Annotated in this window: 21 protein-coding genes; 9 read left to right on the top strand and 12 right to left on the bottom strand. The window is 66.5% G+C overall.

Annotation, left to right across the window (positions count from 1 at the left end; genetic code table 11):
* Nucleotides 1–167 precede the first annotated feature (167 nt).
* Nucleotides 168–590: a nucleoside-diphosphate kinase gene (gene ndk, locus ABIE57_RS16450; protein WP_354540115.1), complete on the bottom strand. Its 423-nt coding sequence runs from the start codon at nt 588–590 to the stop codon at nt 168–170.
* Between the two features lie 133 nt (nt 591–723).
* Here ndk and ABIE57_RS16445 point away from each other — a divergent pair, with 133 nt between their 5' ends.
* Nucleotides 724–2,568, top strand: coding sequence for an ABC-F family ATP-binding cassette domain-containing protein (locus ABIE57_RS16445; protein WP_354540114.1), 1,845 nt, complete (start codon nt 724–726; stop codon nt 2,566–2,568).
* A 73-nt stretch (nt 2,569–2,641) separates the two neighbouring features.
* Here the strand turns inward: ABIE57_RS16445 and ABIE57_RS16440 are convergent, their stop codons facing one another.
* Entirely contained in the window at nt 2,642–2,881 is a 240-nt protein-coding gene (locus tag ABIE57_RS16440; protein WP_354540113.1) for a hypothetical protein, read from the bottom strand.
* A 248-nt stretch (nt 2,882–3,129) separates the two neighbouring features.
* Between ABIE57_RS16440 and ABIE57_RS16435 the strand changes: the two genes are divergently transcribed.
* The 4 genes from ABIE57_RS16435 (at nt 3,130) to ABIE57_RS16420 (ending at nt 5,766) form a co-directional block, all read left to right on the top strand.
* Complete coding sequence (locus ABIE57_RS16435) at nt 3,130–3,756, top strand: MarC family protein (RefSeq protein WP_354540112.1); 627 nt, start codon at nt 3,130–3,132, stop codon at nt 3,754–3,756.
* 17 nt (nt 3,757–3,773) lie between these two features.
* Nucleotides 3,774–4,352, top strand: coding sequence for a retropepsin-like aspartic protease family protein (locus ABIE57_RS16430; RefSeq protein ID WP_354540111.1), 579 nt, complete (start codon nt 3,774–3,776; stop codon nt 4,350–4,352).
* Nucleotides 4,353–4,411: 59 nt separating this feature from the next.
* Complete coding sequence (locus ABIE57_RS16425) at nt 4,412–4,858, top strand: RDD family protein (protein ID WP_454282124.1); 447 nt, start codon at nt 4,412–4,414, stop codon at nt 4,856–4,858.
* 83 nt (nt 4,859–4,941) lie between these two features.
* Nucleotides 4,942–5,766 (top strand): arginyltransferase, encoded by an 825-nt coding sequence (locus ABIE57_RS16420; RefSeq protein WP_354540109.1) that lies wholly within the window; start codon nt 4,942–4,944, stop codon nt 5,764–5,766.
* Between the two features lie 3 nt (nt 5,767–5,769).
* Here the strand turns inward: ABIE57_RS16420 and ABIE57_RS16415 are convergent, their stop codons facing one another.
* The gene (locus ABIE57_RS16415) at nt 5,770–6,579 is read right to left on the bottom strand and encodes a protein-disulfide reductase DsbD domain-containing protein (protein WP_354540108.1); all 810 of its coding nucleotides are present in this window, start codon (nt 6,577–6,579) and stop codon (nt 5,770–5,772) included.
* 114 nt (nt 6,580–6,693) lie between these two features.
* Here ABIE57_RS16415 and ABIE57_RS16410 point away from each other — a divergent pair, with 114 nt between their 5' ends.
* The gene (locus ABIE57_RS16410; protein WP_354540107.1) at nt 6,694–7,278 is read left to right on the top strand and encodes a YqgE/AlgH family protein; all 585 of its coding nucleotides are present in this window, start codon (nt 6,694–6,696) and stop codon (nt 7,276–7,278) included.
* Between the two features lie 26 nt (nt 7,279–7,304).
* Here ABIE57_RS16410 and ABIE57_RS16405 read toward each other — a convergent pair whose 3' ends face one another.
* The 6 genes from ABIE57_RS16405 to prfA form a co-directional block, all read right to left on the bottom strand.
* The gene (locus ABIE57_RS16405) at nt 7,305–8,780 is read right to left on the bottom strand and encodes a carboxypeptidase M32 (RefSeq protein WP_354540106.1); all 1,476 of its coding nucleotides are present in this window, start codon (nt 8,778–8,780) and stop codon (nt 7,305–7,307) included.
* A gap of 1 nt (nt 8,781) precedes the next feature.
* Entirely contained in the window at nt 8,782–9,924 is a 1,143-nt protein-coding gene (gene ctaA, locus ABIE57_RS16400; protein WP_354540105.1) for a heme A synthase, read from the bottom strand.
* 52 nt (nt 9,925–9,976) lie between these two features.
* The gene (locus ABIE57_RS16395) at nt 9,977–10,723 is read right to left on the bottom strand and encodes an RNA methyltransferase (RefSeq protein WP_354540104.1); all 747 of its coding nucleotides are present in this window, start codon (nt 10,721–10,723) and stop codon (nt 9,977–9,979) included.
* A gap of 23 nt (nt 10,724–10,746) precedes the next feature.
* Nucleotides 10,747–11,397: a DUF4167 domain-containing protein gene (locus tag ABIE57_RS16390; protein ID WP_354540103.1), complete on the bottom strand. Its 651-nt coding sequence runs from the start codon at nt 11,395–11,397 to the stop codon at nt 10,747–10,749.
* 217 nt (nt 11,398–11,614) lie between these two features.
* Entirely contained in the window at nt 11,615–12,460 is an 846-nt protein-coding gene (gene prmC / locus ABIE57_RS16385) for a peptide chain release factor N(5)-glutamine methyltransferase (RefSeq protein WP_354540102.1), read from the bottom strand.
* Nucleotides 12,457–13,503: a peptide chain release factor 1 gene (prfA, locus tag ABIE57_RS16380; protein WP_354540101.1), complete on the bottom strand. Its 1,047-nt coding sequence runs from the start codon at nt 13,501–13,503 to the stop codon at nt 12,457–12,459. The genes prmC and prfA overlap by 4 nt, the downstream gene beginning before the upstream one ends.
* A gap of 65 nt (nt 13,504–13,568) precedes the next feature.
* Here prfA and ABIE57_RS16375 point away from each other — a divergent pair, with 65 nt between their 5' ends.
* On the top strand, nt 13,569–13,856 hold the full coding sequence (locus ABIE57_RS16375) for a hypothetical protein (RefSeq protein WP_354540100.1): 288 nt from the start codon (nt 13,569–13,571) through the stop codon (nt 13,854–13,856).
* On the opposite strand, the gene ABIE57_RS16370 is transcribed toward ABIE57_RS16375, so the two are convergent.
* The 3 genes from ABIE57_RS16370 to ABIE57_RS16360 are packed head-to-tail and all read right to left on the bottom strand — an operon-like array spanning nt 13,791 to nt 15,421.
* The gene (locus ABIE57_RS16370; protein ID WP_354540151.1) at nt 13,791–14,192 is read right to left on the bottom strand and encodes a DUF1499 domain-containing protein; all 402 of its coding nucleotides are present in this window, start codon (nt 14,190–14,192) and stop codon (nt 13,791–13,793) included. The genes ABIE57_RS16375 and ABIE57_RS16370 overlap by 66 nt on opposite strands.
* Before the next feature lie 6 nt (nt 14,193–14,198).
* A complete protein-coding gene (locus ABIE57_RS16365) occupies nt 14,199–14,573 on the bottom strand; it encodes a cell division protein ZapA (protein WP_354540150.1) in 375 nt (124 codons plus the stop codon).
* Nucleotides 14,573–15,421, bottom strand: a complete 849-nt coding sequence (locus ABIE57_RS16360; RefSeq protein ID WP_354540099.1) for a hypothetical protein — start codon at nt 15,419–15,421, stop codon at nt 14,573–14,575. The genes ABIE57_RS16365 and ABIE57_RS16360 overlap by 1 nt, the downstream gene beginning before the upstream one ends.
* A 195-nt stretch (nt 15,422–15,616) precedes the next feature.
* Between ABIE57_RS16360 and tkt the strand changes: the two genes are divergently transcribed.
* Nucleotides 15,617–17,626, top strand: a complete 2,010-nt coding sequence (gene tkt / locus ABIE57_RS16355; protein WP_354540098.1) for a transketolase — start codon at nt 15,617–15,619, stop codon at nt 17,624–17,626.
* 225 nt (nt 17,627–17,851) lie between these two features.
* Nucleotides 17,852–19,075 carry an MFS transporter gene (locus ABIE57_RS16350; protein WP_354540097.1) on the top strand — a complete coding sequence of 408 codons (1,224 nt, stop codon included), beginning with the start codon at nt 17,852–17,854 and terminating at the stop codon, nt 19,073–19,075.
* The last annotated feature ends 18 nt before the right edge of the window (nt 19,076–19,093 follow it).

Below are 19,093 nucleotides of genomic sequence, written 5' to 3'. Positions count from 1 at the left end.
GCAGATGCCACAGGCAACACCCCCAAAGGGCGGGAAACCCGCACCCTCTCCGGGCACGGGCAAATCGAAACCCGCGCCCGCCCCGACATTCCGCGATTACGCCAGCATATGACATGAAAAAGGCCGCACACCAGAGGGTTGCGGCCTTTCCTGATGTGGTTCGCAGGTCAGCCGACCAGTTCGAGACCCGAGAAGAAATAGGCGATCTCGACGGCGGCGGTCTCTGCCGCGTCCGAGCCGTGGACCGAGTTTTCACCGACGCTCTCGGCGAATTCCGCGCGGATCGTGCCCGGTGCGGCATCTGCGGGGTTGGTGGCCCCCATCACTTCGCGGTTCTTGGCCACGGCGCCCTCACCCTCGAGCACCTGCACGACGACCGGGGCTGAGGCCATGAATTCGCACAGTTCGTCGTAGAATGGGCGCTCGGCGTGAACAGCATAGAAAACACCGGCTTGCGCCTTGGTCAGGTGGATGCGCTTTTGCGCGACGATCCGCAGCCCGGCCTCTTCGAACTTGGCATTGATCTTGCCGGTGAGGTTGCGCCGGGTGGCGTCGGGTTTGATGATGCTCAGCGTGCGTTCCACAGCCATTTCAGCCTCTTTTTTCAGGGTTTGCGCCACGCGGGATTGCCCCGCGCGATCAGGTCGCGGCCCCGATAGCATGGGGGCCGCGTCATGAAAAGCGGCGATTGACGGGGGCGGCGCATTGCGGCATCTCCCCCCCATGCTGACCATCAACGACATCACCTATGCCATTGCCGGAAAGCGCCTTCTCGAAGGGGCCTCGGCCACCATTCCCGAAGGCCACAAGGTGGGCATCGTCGGGCGCAACGGCACCGGCAAGACCACGCTCTTTCGGCTGATCCGGGCAGAGTTGGCGCTCGAGGGGGGCAGCATCAGCCTGCCGCCGCGCGCGCGCATCGGCGGCGTGGCCCAGGAGGTGCCGGGCAATGCCGTCTCCCTCCTCGACACGGTGTTGAGCTTCGACACGGAACGCTCTGATTTGCTTGAAAAATCCACATCGGAGACCGATGGCGCACGAATCGCCGAAATCCAGACCCGGCTGGCCGATATCGACGCATGGTCCGCCGAGGCGCGGGCCAGCGCGATCCTCAAGGGCCTGGGGTTCACATATGACGAACAGGCCATGCCCTGTTCGGCCTTTTCGGGCGGCTGGCGGATGCGGGTGGCGCTGGCGGGGGTGCTTTTCGCCGCGCCGGACCTGCTGTTACTGGACGAGCCGACCAACTATCTCGATCTCGAAGGCGCGCTCTGGCTGGAAACCTATCTCGCGCGTTATCCGCACACCGTGCTGATCATCAGCCATGACCGCGGTCTGCTCAACCGCGCGGTCGGCGCGATCCTGCATCTCGAGGACCGGAAACTGACGCTTTATCAAGGCGGTTACGACAAGTTCGCCGAGACCCGCGCGGCGCGGCTCATGGCTGCGCAATCGGAGGCGAAAAAGCAGGAACAGCGGCGCGCGCATCTGCAATCCTACGTGGACCGCTTCCGCTACAAGGCCGACAAGGCGCGGCAGGCGCAGGCGCGGATCAAGGCGCTGGCGCGGATGCAGCCCATTTCCGCCCCGCAAGAGGCGGCGCTGCGGCGGTTCACCTTTCCCGAGCCGGAAGAGCTCTCGCCGCCGATCCTGCGGCTGGAGGGGGCTTCGGTCGGCTATGACGGGGCGGCGGTGCTGAGCCGTCTGGACCTGCGGATCGACCAGGATGACCGGATCGCGCTTCTGGGCCGCAATGGCGAGGGGAAATCCACTCTTTCCAAGCTCTTGGCGGACAAACTTGATGTGCTTGAGGGCCGTATTCACAAGGCCGCCAAGCTGCGCGTCGGCTATTTCGCGCAGCATCAGGTGGACGAGTTGCACCTTGACGAGACGCCGCTCGACCATATCCGCCGCCTGCGCCCGACCGAGACGCCCGCCAGGCTGCGCGCACGCCTTGCAGGCTTTGGCATCGGGCCGGAACAGGCTGAAACGCTTGTGAAAAATCTATCGGGCGGGCAAAAGGCGCGGCTCTCTCTGATGCTGGCCACGGTGGACGCGCCGCATATGCTCATCCTCGACGAGCCGACCAACCACCTCGATATCGAGAGCCGCGAGGCGCTCGTGGAGGCGCTTACGGCCTATACCGGCGCGATCATCCTCGTGAGCCACGACATGCATCTTCTGGGGCTGGTGGCGGACCGGCTCTGGCTGGTGAATGGCGGGCGCGTGGCCCCGTTCGAGGGCGATCTTGACGGGTATCGTGCGATGCTTCTGGGCGGTCAGGACAGCGACAAGCCCGCACCGCCCAAGACCGCCAAGCCGAAGAAACCGTCGAAAGAGGCGATTCTGAAGCTGCGGCAGGACGTGAAGAAATGCGAGGAACGCATTGAAAAACTTCATGTCATGGAAAAAAAGGTCGCTGACAAGCTGGCCGATCCGGCTCTTTATGATGACATCCACGGCGTGACCGAGTGGCAGAAGAAATATGCCGAGATCGAGAACGGGCTGGCGCTGGCCGAGCAGCTCTGGCTCGAGGCACAGGAGCGGCTGGAGGCGGCGGAGCGTTAGGATCAGCCGGTCTCAGGCGACGGGCGACGCCTGACACCCGCCATCCGCGTGAAGCCCGTCTCCATGGCCGCGATCACTCCTCCTTGGACGATGTCCGCATCCTGTAGACCACCCAGCAGAAGACACCGGCAAACAGGCCCAGAACGCCCCAGGTGATCCCGTTGGCAATGGCAAAGCGAACGGTTTCACCGACTGTCACACCATCCGCGAACAGATTGACCAGGATGTAGATCAAGGGGACGGCAAAAAGCCCGAATCCCGCACCACCGGCCGCTCCGAGAAGCGCCCACGTCCTATAGGAATTGGTTGTCATGATCCTGTCCTGCCTTTGTGTTTCATATGTCATGCCAAGTGGGTGTTCGGGCGACCATCGGCGTATTTGCTGCCGCCCGATACCGTCTCGAACGCAAACAGGCGCTGCCGGGAAAGGACCGACCCGCCACGCCTTTGGAAATAGCGACCACCGAACGGAAGTCACCAGATCGCGGAAATTTTTTGTCGCCTGTCTGAGCGCATCGCACGCCATGGCGCACCGCCCAAAACCGCGATAGGCTACGCGCCATGGACACCGCATTCCTCATCACCGCCTTTGTCACGCTCTTCGTGATCATCGACCCCATTGGCATGACGCCGCTTTTCGTGGCGTTGACGCAGGGCATGAGCACGGCACAGCGGCGGGCGATTGCCATTCGCGCCTGTGTCACCTCGGCGCTTTTGCTGATCCTTTTCGCCGCGCTCGGAGAGGCCGTGCTGGGGTTCGTCGGCATTTCCATGCCCGCCTTTCGCATCGCCGGGGGGATGCTGCTGTTTCTGACCGCGCTCGACATGCTGTTCGAGCGGCGCAGCCAACGCCGCAAGGGACAGGCCGACGCCGCCGAAGAGGATGAGGGCGACGATCCGTCGATCTTTCCCATCGCCATTCCGCTGATTGCCGGGCCGGGGTCCATCGCAACGGTGATCCTGCTCGCGGGGCAAAAACCGGGGATCGAGGGGCTGGCCTATGTCATCGGGGTGATGCTGTCGGTGATCGTTCTGGTGTTTCTCATGTTTCTCATGGGCAGTCTGCTGGAACGCGCGTTGGGCAAGGTGGGCATCAACGTGGTGACACGGCTTCTGGGGATGCTTCTGGCGGCGCTGGCGGTGCAATTCGTGCTCGACGGGTTGCGCGGCTTTGGCCTGACGGGCTGAGCGCCTATATCACGGGCATGGAACAGCTTGACACAACTCGTCTTGTCTATCTGGTGATCCTTGGCGCGGTCATCGGGCTCTGGTTCTTTGTGCAAAGCCGCGAGTCGCTCGGGAAACTCGCGCAATATGCGGCGATCTGGGGGCTGATCTTTCTGGGGGCCGTCGCCGTGGTGGGCCTCTGGGGCGATATCCGCCAGACGGTGCAGCCGCGCCAGAGCGTGATGGCCGAGGGCCGGATAGAGCTGCCGCGCGCGCCGGACGGGCATTATTACCTGACGGCGCAGGTCAATGGCGTGCCGCTGCGCTTTGTCGTCGATACCGGGGCGAGCCAGATCGTGCTGAGCCGGCAGGATGCGCGGCGCGCAGGCATCGACACGGGCAGCCTTGTCTATACCGGGCGCGCCTTCACCGCCAATGGCGAGGTGCGCACGGCACCGGTGCGCCTTGACCGCGTCGAGGTGGGGGCGATCCGCGACGGCGATGTGCGCGCGGTCGTCAACGGCGGCGACATGGCCGGATCATTGCTGGGCATGGAATATCTGCAACGCTTCTCAAGGGTCGAGATCACCGGCGGGAAGCTGGTGCTGGAACGCTAGGATTTCGGCAAGGCCCTCTTGCAAATCGCCACCGCGCCCCCAAGCTAAGGCTCATGACCATGCAAGACATCTTTCACCTGCCCGACCCCGAGACGCAGCCCGAGTTCTACGCCGATGTGCCGGCCAAGCGGCTCGTGGCCTTTGTCGCGGACACGGTGGTGATCCTTGGGCTGAGCCTGCTGATCGTGCCGTTCACGGCCTTTACGGGCCTCTTTTTCTTCCCCGTTCTGATGGCCGTGGTGGGGTTCGCTTACCGGGTCGTGACCATCGCGCGCGGCTCGGCCACGTGGGGGATGCAGCTCGTGGCGATCGAGTTCCGTGCGCGCGACGGGGGCCGCTTCGATACCGGGCTTGCCTTTGCGCATACGCTCGGGCTGGCGATTTCCCTTGGTCTTCCGGTGTTGCAGGTCATCTCCATCGTGCTGATGCTGACACAGCCACGCCGTCAGGGGCTGAGCGATCTGGTGCTCGGCACGGTCGCGGTGAACCGTCGTGCGGCGATGTGACAGGGGCGTGACAAGGCTCTTGGCGACACGGGAATGTGTTGTTATCGTCCCGTTGAGTCTGCCGGGATACCTTGGGATACTTCATGCGCCACACGCTGCCGATCGCGCCGCAATTCTATGTGACGGCCCCGCAACCCTGCCCCTATCTGCCGGGGCGGATGGAGCGAAAGCTGTTTACGGCACTTCAGGGCGAAGGTGCGAAACGGCTCAATGACGGGTTGTCGAAACAGGGGTTCCGGCGGTCGCAAAACGTGCTTTACCGGCCCTCCTGCACCGATTGCGCGGCCTGCCTCTCGGCGCGGATCAACGTGGCGGCCTTCACACCCACCAAGAGCCAGAGCCGCACGATCCGTCGCAATGCCGGGCTGATCCGGCGCGCCACCTCGCCCTGGGCCACCGAAGAGCAATATACCCTGTTCCGGCGTTATCTCGAGAGCCGCCATGCGACCGGCGGCATGGCGGATATGGACACGTTCGAATTCGCCGCGATGATCGAGGAAACGCCGGTGCGCACGCGGGTGGTGGAATATGCCGATCCCGACGGTTCGCTGGTGGCGACCTGCCTCACCGACATTCTCGATGACGGGGTGAGCATGGTCTATTCGTTCTTCGAGCCGGACCGGCCCAAGGCATCGCTTGGCACCTATGTGATCCTCGATCATATCGAAATCGCCCGCGAAAACGGGCTTCCCTATGTGTATCTCGGCTATTGGGTGCCGGGCAGCGACAAGATGGGCTACAAGGCCGCGTATTCCGGGCTGGAGGTCTATGCCGGGGGGCGCTGGCAAAGAATGCGCGATCCCGACGAGTTTCGGGCACACGCGCATCCCTTGGTGAACGATCCGATTTCCGAACAGGTGGCCAATATCTCGCTGCCCGATACCCGGCCCGCGCGGCCCAAGTTCTGAGCCTCAGTTTCCCGCGCAGCCCCGGATATCGACCGCGTCGCCGGTGCTGAGCACGGTCAGGCGCAGTCCGCTGCGATCAAGCAGAAAGCCAAGCCCGTCGGCGTGATAGACCTCGGTTTCTGCGCGCAGGCGGGAACCTGTGCGCGCGCTTTCGGACTGCGCCACCCATAGGTCCGGATTGCTGGTCTCAAGCACGACCATCTCGGCCGCGCCCATCTGTTTCATGTCGATTTCGGCCACGACGCGAAGTCCGCCCTCGATCGGGGAGACGGCACAGGTGACGCGGCCCACGCCGGCCTCGGCGGCCGTGTAGGGGCGCGCGGCAAGCGCCGCGGCAATGCGCGGATCGCGCGGGCCCGCGTCAAGCGGCAGTTCAAGATGCACCCGGGCATCCACCGGCACGCAGATATCGTTGCAGATCCCGATTTCGACATCGGCAGAGAGGGTGATGGGCTGTCCGGCGCGCGTGGGTGTCAGGCGCACAGGCAGGATAAGGTCATGCACATACCCGATTGTGCGCATCCCGTTGGTGGTGGTCTGTTGCGGCGTCGGCCACAGGATTTCCACCGCACCCAGATTGCGCGAGCCGCGCCAGTCGAAGCGCGGCGGAATCCCCGCCTCACCCGGCGCGCGCCAGTAGGTTTTCCAGCCAGGGGCCAACTCGAACCGCAAAGCAGCCACCTGCGTTCCATCGGCATCGCGCCACCCCGGAAGCACGGTGACGCGCACCATGTCGTCAGGCGAGCGCGCAGCCAGTGGGCCGGTCAGCGCAAGCGCCGCGAGGACAAGCGAGATGAGCGCGGTTCTAATCATGACTGTCAAATGGGGCAATTCGCCCGCAAAGCCAACTCACATTCGAGCGAGAATTCTTGCCAAAGCGTCAACACGCCGCTTGCGCCGGCCAAGGCGGCCCCCCATTCTCGGGTCATGAGCGACACCGATCAAGACACCGCGCCGGTCGATCTTACCGGCAAATGTCTCATCGCCATGCCGGGGATGGGCGATCCGCGTTTTGCGCTTTCGGTGGTCTATCTCTGCGCGCATTCCCCCGAGGGGGCGATGGGGCTGATCATCAACAAGCCGACCGAGGATTTGCGGATGGCGGACCTGCTCGACCATCTCTCGATCACCCCCGGCGACGCGATGCGCAACCTGCCGGTGCATTTCGGTGGCCCTGTCGAGCATGGGCGCGGCTTCGTGCTGCATGATGACGGCTACCGCTCGAACCTGGCAACGCTGACTGTGGATCGCGGTTTCGGCATGACCGCCACGCTCGACATTCTGGAGGATCTGGCCGCAGGGCACGGACCGGAGCGCGCGATTCTCGCGCTTGGCTATGCCGGCTGGGGGCCGGGGCAGCTGGAGCAGGAACTGGCACAAAACGGCTGGCTCACCTGCGAGGCGGACAGCGATCTGGTCTTTGCCACGCCGGATGCGGGAAAATGGGAGGCGGCGCTGGCGCGGCTGGGTGTCTCGGCGCTGATGCTGTCGTCGGAGGCGGGGCGCGCCTGACGCGCCCACGCCGGGCCTCCCCCGTCTCAGCCGATCAGCGCGCCGAATTTTTCTTCCAGGTAATCGAGCAGCGGCTCCGCGCTGACCGGCGCGCCGCTCGCCTCGGCAATGAGATCGGCGGGCAGGTAGACCCCGCCATGCCGCTGCACCCGCTCGCGCAGCCATTCGCCCGCCACACCCGGTTCTCCAGCGGCGAGATGCGCATCAAGATCGGGCAGATCGGCGCGCAGCGCGGTGTGCAGGCAGCCGGCATAGACATTGCCAAGGCTATAGGTCGGGAAATATCCATAGAGGCCGAGCGACCAATGCACATCCTGCAACACCCCCTCCGAGGCGCGCGCGACCCGGCGGCCGAAATCCGCGGCGAAACGGTCGTTCCACGCCGCCTCCAGATCACGCACCGCCAGGTCGCCGGAAATGAGCGCACGCTCCAGATCAAAGCGCAGCATGATATGCAGGTTGTATTGCACCTCGTCGGCCTCGGTGCGGATATGGCCCGGATGGACGCCATTGACCGCGCGATAGAAGGCGTCCTCGTCCGCAATGCCGAAATCGCCGAAGGCATCGACCATCCGCCCGAAAAGCCAGCCGCAGAACGCCCGGCTGCGGCCCAACTGATTCTCGTAGATACGGCTCTGGCTTTCATGCACCCCCATCGACACCCCCTGCCCCAGCGGCGTCAACCGGTAGTCGGGGTCGATCCCCTGTTCGTAGCAGGCATGGCCGGTCTCGTGGATCGTCGAATAGAGACAGTTGAAGGGATCGCGCTCGCTCACCCGCGTGGTGATGCGCACATCGTCGCCCGAGCCGGAACTGAACGGATGCACCGCCAGATCAAGCCGCCCGCGCGTGAAGTCATAGCCGAACCGCCGCGCCACCTCGCGCGCTAGCCGCATCTGCGCCTCATGCGCGAAATGCCCGTTGACCGCAGGCCAGGGCGCATCAAGCGCCGCACCGCGCAGGGCCACCAGACGCGGGCGCATCGCGGCAAAGAGCCGTTCCAGCGCCGCCGCCGTCATCCCCGGCTCGTATTCGTCCAGAAGGGCATCATAGGCATCAGCGCCATCCGCGACCGCCGCCGCCTCCTCGCGTTTCAGCGCCAGCACCTCGGCCAGCGTGGGCGCGAAAGCCGCGAAATCGTCGGCGGCACGCGCCTCGGCCCATATGCCCTGCGCCCGGCTTGTCAGCCGCGCCAGCGCCACCGCAAGGCGCGCGGGCACGCGTGTGGCCCGCTCAAAATCGCGGCGGATGAGGCGCAATTCGGCCATGCTCTGCGTGTCCTCGGGGTCGACCTCCTCCTCGGCTTCGGCCAGCAGGTGCCCGCGCGCGGGATCGGTGCGCCGCTCGTGCAGCACCGCCTGCATGGCACCCATCTCCTCGGAGCGCTGCTCGGCCGCGCCGCGCGGCATCATCGTCTCCTGGTCCCAGCCAAGACGCCCCGCCACCTGCGCCAGAGCGGCACTTTCGCGCTCGCGCGCCATCAGATCGTCATGGGCCGCCATGTCATCCCCCCCGGATGGATTGCGCGCGCGGATAAAGGCTCAGGAATCGCGCGCGCAGGACAAGCACCCAAAGCACGACCGCCACGAATTGATGCGTGATCGCCAGTTGCCAGGGCGCAATGTAAAGCACCGTCATGATTCCCAGCAGCATTTGCAACAGCAGAACGGCAAAGACGGCATTGAATGCCCCGCGCGTGGTGCCATGCGCGCTGCGCCGTCCCCGCAGCCAGACCACGATCCCGAAAGCCAGGAGCAGATAGCCGCTCATCCGGTGAATGAACTGCACCGTGCCGGGGTTCTCGAAGAGGTTGCGCCACCAGGGCTTCAATTCCATCATGTCGGGTGGCAAAAAGCCCCCGGCCATCAGCGGCCAGTCGGTATAGGTGCGGCCTGCGTCGATCCCGGCCACCAACGCGCCGATGAGGATCTGCAACAAGGCGAAATGCATGAACCCGGTGGAGAGACGGAACAGCCGGTCCTCGCGCCCGCGCCGCGCCTGCATCAATTCGCGCTCCTCGCGGCCAAGCGAAAAGACATACCAGGCGATAAGGCCGAGGATCACAAAGGCAAGCCCCAGATGCGTGGCCAGCCGGTAGGAGGCCACCGCGATCATCTCGCCCTGCAACCCCGAGGACACCATCCACCAGCCGATTGCCCCCTGCGCGCCGCCAAGCGCCCCCAGAAGCAAGAGCCGCCCGGTCCAGCCGCGCGGAATCTGCCACGCGACGAGGAAGCCGAAAAAGCCGATTGCCCAGACAAGGCCGATCACGCGGCCCAGTTGCCGGTGGCCCCATTCCCACCAGTAGATGAATTTGAATTCCGCCAGGGTCATGCCCTTGTTGAGCAATTCATATTGCGGAATGGCGCGATACTTGTCGAATTCCACCTGCCAGTGCGCCTCGGACATGGGCGGCAGCGCGCCCGTGACGGGCCGCCATTCGGTGATCGAGAGACCGCTATCGGTCAGCCGCGTCAGCCCCCCGACCGCGATCATCACCACCACCAAGGCGAAGAGCCCCATGAGCCAGAGCCGGATACCCCGCCGCGCGCCGCGACGCCCTGTGTCGATGAGCCCGCCTTGCGGCACGGGCCCGGGGGCGCGCGCCTCGCCCACCTCCTCGAAAATGCTGCGTTTTTTGGCCATGTTCCGCCTCGTTCCTGATCGCGCCAGAGATTAGGCCGCGCGCCCCACGCCTTCAACCACGCCCGGCCCACCGGACCATCTGCCGCATGATGCCGTGCAGGATCCGCACATCGGCGCGCGTCAGAGGCATCCGGCTCCAGAGATTGCGCAGGTTCAGTTTCATCCGCGCCGCCTTGTTCTCGGGGAAAAAGAACCCCGCCGCGTCAAGCCGCTCCTCGTAATGTGCGGCCAGCCGGTCAATTTCGGTCAGATCGGCCCAGTCGGCACCGGCCATGTCCACGCGCGCGGCCACAACCTCGGTGGTGACGCGCCGCCAGTCATAGCCGCAGAGCAGCACGCATTGCGCAAGGTTGAGGCTGGGAAAGTCGGGATTGACCGGCACGGAGATGAGCACGTTGGCGCGCGCCACATCCTCGTTTTCCAGCCCCGCGCGCTCTGGCCCGAAAAGCACCGCCACCCGCTCGCCCTCCGCTATACGGCGGGCGGCCTCGGCCATGGCGTGTTCGGGGGAAAAGACAGGCTTGGTCAGGCCGCGTGTGCGCGCGGTCGTGGCCATCACGTAAGAGCAATCGGCAACCGCATCGCCCAGATCACCAAAGAGACCGGCCTCATCCAGCAGCCGCCCCGCCCCGCTGGCCATGGCACCCGCTGCCGGATTGGGCCAGCCGTCGCGGGGTGCCACAAGGCGCATCCGGTCAAGGCCGAAATTCCACATTGCCCGCGCGGCGGCACCGATATTCTCGCCCATCTGCGGGCGCACAAGCACAAAGACGGGCTGGCGAGGCTGCGGGTCGGTCATCTGCGATCAGCCGCGCGAACCGGTTACTCGGCCGCTTCCGCCGGACCGGAAGACTGCTCCGGTCCGCCGTCATTGCCACCTTGATTGCCACCGTCATTGCCGTTGCCGTTTTCCGGCTTGGGCTTGCGGGTGCGTGGTCGGCGCGTGGTTTTTTTCACCGGCGATGCCTCCGGCGCCTCGGCGGGTCGCGTCTCGTTGCGGCTCTCGGGCGTCTCGACAAGGCCGCTCTCCTCGCCGGTCACAGGCGCGAAAATATCGGGCTGCGGGGCCTGTGCGGGGTCCGGGCGTTCGCCCTGCCCGCCATGGCCAGCCTGGCCGCCCTGCCCGCCATTGCCGCCCTGCCCGCCATTGCCGCTCTGGCCCCGGTCCCGGTCATTCTGGCGGTCGCGGTTCTGGCGCTCGTGCTCCTCGCGCCGCGCTTCCTGCTCGCGCGCCGCCTCGTTCAGCATCCGCTGATAATGCTCGGCGTGCTGCTGGAAGTTCTCGGTCGCCACGCGGTCGCCGGAAAGCTGTGCGTCCCGGGCAAGCTGGTTGAACTTGTCGATGATCTGCTGCGGCGTGCCGCGCACCTTGCCCTCGGGGCCGGAACTGTCGAACACCCGGTTGATGACATTGCCGACGGTGCGGTTGCGGTTGTTCGACTTGTTGCGCGAACGTGACTTCGTTGGTCTCATATGTATGTAGTCCAGCCTTGTGGTCTGAGTGCCGCTTGATCCGGGCGATGCGCGGTTGCGCGAAAATATGCCGGGTCGGACATGTCTTGGCTTGATCCTCGCGCGGGATGCCGGTCAGGGCCTCCGCCTGCGCGATGTCCCCACTAACCACGCGGTCCGCCCCCTGACAAGCGAAAAGCGCGCGACTCCCGGCGCGCAGCGCGGTTTTTCGCCACTCTCACGCGGTTTTGTCGGGCAGGTGAGCGCCCACCACCCGGTCCCGCCCGTCGAGATCGGGCATCACGCGGATGCCTGTCAGCCCCGCAGCGGCGAAAATCCCGGCCACCGCCGCGCCCTGTCGCCAGCCGATTTCCACAAGGATCCGCCCCCCCGGCACCAGATGCGCGCGTGCGCCATCCGCCAGCGCCCGATAGGCCGAGAGGCCATCACCGCCATCGCCAAGCGACATGTGGGGATCGTGGCCGCGCACCTCGGGGGCCAGCCCCGCCATCTCGGCCTCGGAGATATAGGGCGGGTTGGACACGACCAGATCGAACCGCCCGTCGATTCCGGCGAACCAGTCGCTTTCCACCAGATCGAGCCGCGCCGCCACCCCGTGCCGCGCCGCATTGGCCCGCGCAACGGCGAGCGCGGCGGGTGACAGATCGCTCGCCACGCCCTGCGCGCCGGGCCACTCGGCCAGCAGCGTCACCGCGATGCAGCCCGTTCCCGTGCCCAGATCAATCAGCCGCGCGGGCGCGGCTCCCTCCAGCGCCGCCGCGATCAGGCATTCGGTCTCGGGGCGCGGGTCGAGCACATCGGGCGTGACGGTAAACTCCCGGCCCCAGAAGAGCCGCCGCCCGAGGATCCGCGCCACCGGCTCCCGGCCCGCGCGCCGCGCCAGCATCGCCTCGAACCGCGCCGTGGCCCCGCCCCCCATCTCATCGCCGAGATGCAGCGTGAGCCGGTCGCGCGCCACCCCCATCGCCTCGGCCAGAAGCGCGCGCGCATCCCCCCCCGCGCCATCGATTCCCGCGGCCTCCAGCCTGCGCACGGCCGCGCGGAGCGCCTCGGCCCCGGTCATGTCATCTCGGCCAGAAGCCGCGCCTGCGCATCCGCCGTCAACGCCTCGGTCAGCTCGTCCAGATCGCCCTGCATCACCTGATCGAGCTTGTAGAGCGTGAGGCCGATCCGGTGATCCGTCACCCGCCCTTGCGGGAAATTATAGGTGCGGATGCGCTCGGACCGGTCGCCGGATCCCACCTGCGCCGCGCGCTCCGCCGCGCGGTCGCCATGCGCCTTCTGCCGCTCCATGTCGAAAAGCCGCGCGCGCAACACCTCCATGGCGATGTCGCGGTTGCGGTGTTGGGATTTCTGGCTGCTCGTGACCACAAGGCCGGTGGGGATATGGGTGATCCGCACGGCCGAATCGGTGGTGTTGACATGCTGCCCGCCCGCGCCCGAGGATCGCATCGTATCGATGCGCAGATCGTTCGGATCAATGCGGATATCGACCGCCTCCGCCTCGGGCAGAACCGCCACGGTGGCGGCAGAGGTATGGATGCGCCCGCCCGATTCGGTCTCGGGGACGCGCTGCACCCGGTGGACGCCCGATTCGAACTTGAGCCGCGCAAAGACCCCCTCGCCGCGCACCCGCGCCACCAACTCGCGGATGCCGCCCAGTTCGCTTGTCTGCTCCTCGATCACCTCGAAGGCCCAGCCATGCGCCTCGGCGTGGCGCTGATACATGCGCATGAGGTCCGCGGCGAAAAGCGCCGCCTCCTCGCCCCCCGTGCCGGGCCGGATCTCGAGGATGGCGGGCCGGGCATCGGCAACGTCACGCGGCAAAAGCGCGAGGTGAAGCGCGCGCTCCATCCCGGGCAGACGCGCCTCGATGTCGGCCACCTCGCCCACGGCCAGTTCGCGCATCTCGGGATCATCGAGCAACGCCCGCGCCGCGTCCAGATCGCGCAATGCCTGCCGGTAGGCGCGGATTTCCGCGACCACGGGGCGCAATTCGGCATATTCGCGCCCCAGACGCGCGATGTCGCCCCCGCCCGCCGTCATCTGCGCCTCGAGATACTCGAAGCGTTCGGCGATCTGCTGCAATCTGTCCAGGGGCACCATGGGGGCGATCCTCTGTCCCATCATCGTGACTTGGTCAAGGCCACATTCGCTGCTATACTTGCCGCATGAAAGTGCTTTTGCCCCTTCTGCTGCTCGCGGCCACGCCCGCGCTTCCCGATGCCACCATCGGCGGCAAGACGGTGGAATGCTATTGCACCGACACCCAGGGCGCGCGGGTCGAGATGGGCGAGATGATCTGCCTGCGCGTCGATGGCCGGATGTTCATGGCCAAGTGCGGCATGTCGCTCAACGTGCCCATATGGCGCAAGGTCAGCGATGGCTGCCTGTCATCGGGCCTCGGCGAGACGCCCCAGCCAGCCGTCGATACGGGCGGCGTTCACGCCCAGATCTGAGCGCCCGAACCGCAGCCGCGCGAAAATCTCCAGCATCTCGCCGGATTGCCTCACCGTCGTGTAATCGGGAAAACCCATGAGGCGCGAGCGCGTCACATAGGTGATCATCCCCTCGGCAACCGAGCCCGCCAGAACCCGTGTGCGCGGCGTGGCGCGGGCAATCGCATCGAGCGCGGCCAGATCGCCCGCCACCCGGCGCATCGCGCCCCCTTCCAGATCGCGGCTGGTGATCGTGCCGGGCATCTGGTGCCAGCGCGCCGGGTCCGAGGGCGCCAGCCGGATGAACGCGACAAGCGCCACCGAAAGCGCCAGAACGACAAGCGCGGCGAGGCGCAGCACGGCCTAGCGCGCCTCTGCCGGATCGAGCGTGTCGGCCAGAGCCTCGGCGCGGGCGGCGATCTCGGCCAGCGTGTCCACGACGGCGGCGGGCACCACCGGCACCTCCACCCGCTCGGCCTCGGGCGCGGGCGCGCCGCGAAGTCCGGCCAACTCCGCCTCGGCCTGCGCAAGCCGGTCCTGAAGATTGGCGGTCTTGTCGGCCAGCATCAGCCCCGCCATCAGCAGCATCCGCGCCTCGGGGATGCGCCCGATCTGCGCGGCCAGAACAGACGCCTCCTCGTCGAGCATCTTCGCCGCACTCAGCAGATACGGCTCTTCGCCCGCCTGACAGGCCACCTCGAAGGCGCGCCCGCCGATTTCAATCGTCACTTCGGCCATCATGCGTCCTCCGTCTGGTCATCGGCCTCGGCACCGGCCACGGCGCGGTCGATCTCCGAGAGCACAAGCGCCACCTCGTCCCGGTCCGCCGCGCGCACCGCGCGCAGCGCCTCTAGCTCGGCCATCATCGCCTTGTTGATCAGGTGCGGCTCGGCCACGCCCGCCTCGTGGGCCGCGCGCAGGGCCGCGTTGCTCTCGCGCAACTGGTCATTGGCCTTGCGCAGCGATTGCAGATCGGCGTCGAGCTTGCGTAACGCCTCGCTCTGCGCGTCGCCCTCACCTGTCGTAACGGTCTCTGTCTCGGCCAGCCGCGCGTGGAGCACTTTCACCCGCTCTTCAAGCTGCGCATTGGCGAGCTTTTCCTCCTCGAGCGCCTCTTGCAGCGCCGCGACATCGACGCCGCCCTCGCGCGCGGCGGCGGCCCTCGCCGCCTCTGCCGCCTCTGCCGCATCTGCGCGCGCTTCAGCCTCGGTCCTGGCCTCTTCAGCCGCCGTCACAAGGGCCTCTGCCTCTCTGCGCGCCGCCTCGGACGCCGCTGCGCGGGCCTCGGCCTCGGCCTTCGCACCCTCAGCCGCCTCGGCGCGGGAAACGGCCTCGGCAAGCGCGCTCTCGGCGGCGTCCGCGCGGGCGAGCGCATCCGCTTTTGCCTGCTCCGCCGCCTCGGCGCGGGCCACAGCCTCGGATTTCGCGTCCTCGGCGGCGCTTGCGCGGGTTTCGGCCTCCGACAGCGCAGCCTCTGGCGCGCCGCCCTGCTCTGTGTCGTCCATTGCCGCGCGCGCCTCGACCCCGCGCCCGATACGGTCGAGCGCCTCCATGATGCGCGCCTGCAAGTCGTCGATCTGGCTCATCTTCCCGATCCCTCGCTTTCCTGCCTTGTTTTTTTGAAACCAAAGCTGCGACGAATCAACAGGCAGCCCGATTTTGTGCAAGTCTAGCCCGTAAACACGCCGAATGCGCCCCCCATCGGGGGGCCCGCGCTTGATCTTCCCGGTCGGGCTGATATTGAGCGGGGCAATCGCAGCCACACTCAAAGGACGCTCCCCTTGGACATCGCCGCCCTGCGCCAAGCGCACCCCGATCACTGGATGAAGGCCACCGCCATCCGCGCGCTCACGCTCGACGCGGTCGCCGCCGCCAATTCCGGCCATTCCGGCATGCCCATGGGCATGGCCGACGCCGCCACCGTGCTCTACGAGAAGCACCTGAAATTCGACGCGGCCAACCCCGACTGGCCGGATCGTGACCGGTTCATCCTGTCGGCGGGCCATGGTTCGATGCTGCTTTACTCGCTCTTGCATCTGACCGGCTATGCCGACATGACGATTGAGGAAATCCGCAATTTCCGCCAATGGGGTGCCCGGACGGCGGGCCACCCGGAATACGGCCATGCCAAGGGCATCGAGACCACCACCGGCCCGCTCGGTCAGGGCATCTCCAACGCCGTCGGCTTTGCCATGGCCGAGGAATCCTTGCGCGCGCGCTTCGGCGCGAAACTGATGGATCACCATACTTACGTGATCGCCGGCGACGGCTGCCTGATGGAGGGTGTCAGCCAGGAGGCGATCGGCCTTGCCGGGCGGCACCAGTTGTCGCGCCTGATTGTCCTTTGGGACAACAACAACATCACCATCGACGGCACCGTTGATCTGGCGGACCGCACCGACCAGGTCGCGCGTTTCCGCGCGAGCGGATGGGAGGTGATCGAGATCGACGGGCACGATCCGGTTGCCATCGACGCCGCCCTGACAGCCGCCAAAAAGAGCGATCTGCCCACGATGATCGCCTGCAAGACCCATATCGCGCTTGGCCACGCGGCGCAGGACACCTCCAAGGGCCATGGCGCGCTGACCGATGCCGCACAGCTTCAGGCGGCCAAGGATGCCTATGGCTGGCCCCATGGCCCCTTCGAGATCCCCACAGAGGTGAAATCGGCATGGGAGGCCATCGGCCGTCGCGGGGCCGCGGCCCATGCCGACTGGCAGGCACGGCTTGCCGCCTCGCCCAAGAAGGCCGAAATCGCGCGCATCTTCGCCCGCGAGGTGCCGGCCAAGCTCTCGGCCCGGATCAAGGCGCTCAAGAAGCAGATCAGCGAGGAGGCCCCCAAGGTTGCCACCCGCAAATCGAGCGAGATGGTGCTCGAGATCGTGAACCCGATCCTGCCCGAGACCATTGGCGGCTCGGCGGATCTGTCGGGTTCCAACAACACCCGCTCGGGCGATATGAGCGTCTTTGACGTGGATAACCGCAAGGGCCGCTATATCCATTGGGGCATCCGCGAACATGGCATGGCGGCGGCGATGAACGGCATGGCGCTGCACGGCGGCATCCGCCCCTATGGCGGCACCTTCATGTGCTTTACCGATTATGCCCGCCCCGCGATGCGTCTGGCCGCGCTGATGAAAATCCCCACCGTTTTTGTCATGACCCATGACAGCATCGGTCTGGGCGAGGATGGCCCGACCCACCAGCCGGTCGAGCATCTGGCGATCAGCCGCGCCACGCCCAACACATGGGTGTTCCGCCCCTGCGACACGGTCGAGACCGCCGAGGCGTGGGAACTGGCGTTCAGCACGAGGGAAACGCCGTCGGTCCTGTCGCTCACGCGCCAGAACCTGCCGACGCTGCGGCGCGAGCACAAGGCGAAGAACCTCACCGCGCAAGGGGCCTATGTTCTGGCCGATGCGGAAGGCAAGCGTCAGGCGATCCTCATGGCCACCGGCTCGGAGGTCGAGATTGCCATGACGGCGCGCGATCTGTTGCAGGCCGAGGGCATCGGCACGCGCGTCGTCTCCATGCCCTGCTGGGAGCTTTTCGAGGAGCAGGATGACAGCTATCGCCGCCGCGTCCTGCCTGCGGGCCCGGTGCGCGTGGCCATCGAGGCGGGTATCCGCTTTGGCTGGGACCGCTGGCTTTATGGCGAGCGCGGCCGCCGCGAGAAGGGCGATTTCGTGGGAATGCACGATTTTGGCGCCTCCGCCCCGGCCGAAGTGCTCTACGAGAAATTCGGCATCACGGCCGAAGCGGTGGCCGCCAAGGTCAAGGCCATGCTCTGAGCGCGCCACGCGCCGACATCAGCCTTTGCCGTCGCCCGTCACCCTTGGGCCTGACCCGAGGGTCTCCTGCCGGCAGGAGATCCCCGCCTGCCCGGGGATGACCGGGCGCACGGGGGCGAGGGTGCCCCCACCCCGCCCGGCAATCCCGGCCCTTTGCCGAATCCGACGCGATCATGTCGAAAACGTATGGTTCGCCGCGCCCGGTCCTGCGATGCTGGGCCTACCATGCGCCTTCTCATCTCCTTCACCGCGCTTTTCCTGTCGGTCGTGCTCCTGCAACTCTCGACCGGCGGCGTCGGGCCGCTCGATGCGCTCTCGGGGATCGTTCTGGGCTTTACCACCACCGAGATCGGCCTGCTTGGATCGGCCCATTTCGTGGGCTTCTTCATCGGGTGCTGGTTCGCGCCGCGCCTCATGGGCTCGATCGGGCACTCACGCGCCTTCGCCGCCTTCACCGCTGCGGGTGCCATCGGCCTTCTGGCGCATATGATGGTGACGAACCCCTATGCCTGGGCGCTGATGCGGGTGGCGTCGGGGCTGTGCGTGGCGGGGTGCTACACGGTGATCGAGGCCTGGTTGCAGGCCAAGGTCACCAACGAGACGCGCGGGCGCACCATGGGGGTCTACCGGGTGGTGGATATGGGGGCGTCTCTGGCGGCGCAACTGATCATCTCGGTGCTGACGCCGGCCGCCTATGTCTCCTACAACCTGCTGGCCATGCTGTGTTGCGCGGCGCTTTTGCCGCTCACCCTGTCGCGCCTGCGCGAGCCAGAGACGCCCGAGGCCCCGCGCCTGCGCCCGATGCTGCTTGTCGCCTGCTCGCCGCTCGCCACGGCGGGGGTGCTGGTGGCGGCACTGTCGAGTGCGTCCTTCCGCATGGTCGGGCCGCTCTATGGCCAGCAGGTCGGCCTTGCCATCGACCAGATCGCGGGGTTTCTGGCCATCTTCGTGCTGGGGGGCGCGGTGGCGCAATATCCGGTGGGCTGGCTGGCGGATCGCCATGACCGCCGCCGGGTGCTCATCGGCCTCTCGCTCGCGGCGATCCTGTCGTGCCTCACGACCGCGACCATCGAGGGGCTGGGCACCCCCGGCATTCTGGCCACGGCCTTCTTCTTCGGCATGACAACGTTTCCGATCTATTCGATCTCTGCGGCCCATGCCCATGATTTCGCCGACGCCTCCGAGCGGGTGGAGCTTTCGGCCGCGCTCATGTTCTTCTTTGCCGTGGGGGCCATCGCCGCGCCGCTCATGGCCTCGACGCTGATAGAGGCCTACGGCCCGCCTGCCATGTTCTACATGATCGCCATGGGCCACGGGGCGCTGGTGGTGTTCGGATTCTGGCGGATGTGGAAGCGACCCGGCGCCGAAACCCGCACCGCCTATGTCTGGTCGCCGCGCACCTCGTTCCTGATCGGACGGCTCACCGGACGCAGCCGCGACAGGCGCTAGGTCGCCTCCGGGGCGAGG

It is taken from the genome of Roseovarius sp. MBR-6 (assembly GCF_040547525.1).
GTDB lineage: Bacteria > Pseudomonadota > Alphaproteobacteria > Rhodobacterales > Rhodobacteraceae > Roseovarius.
The sequence above is the reverse complement of the archived record's forward strand: the minus strand, read 5'-3'. Positions and strand labels throughout refer to the sequence as shown.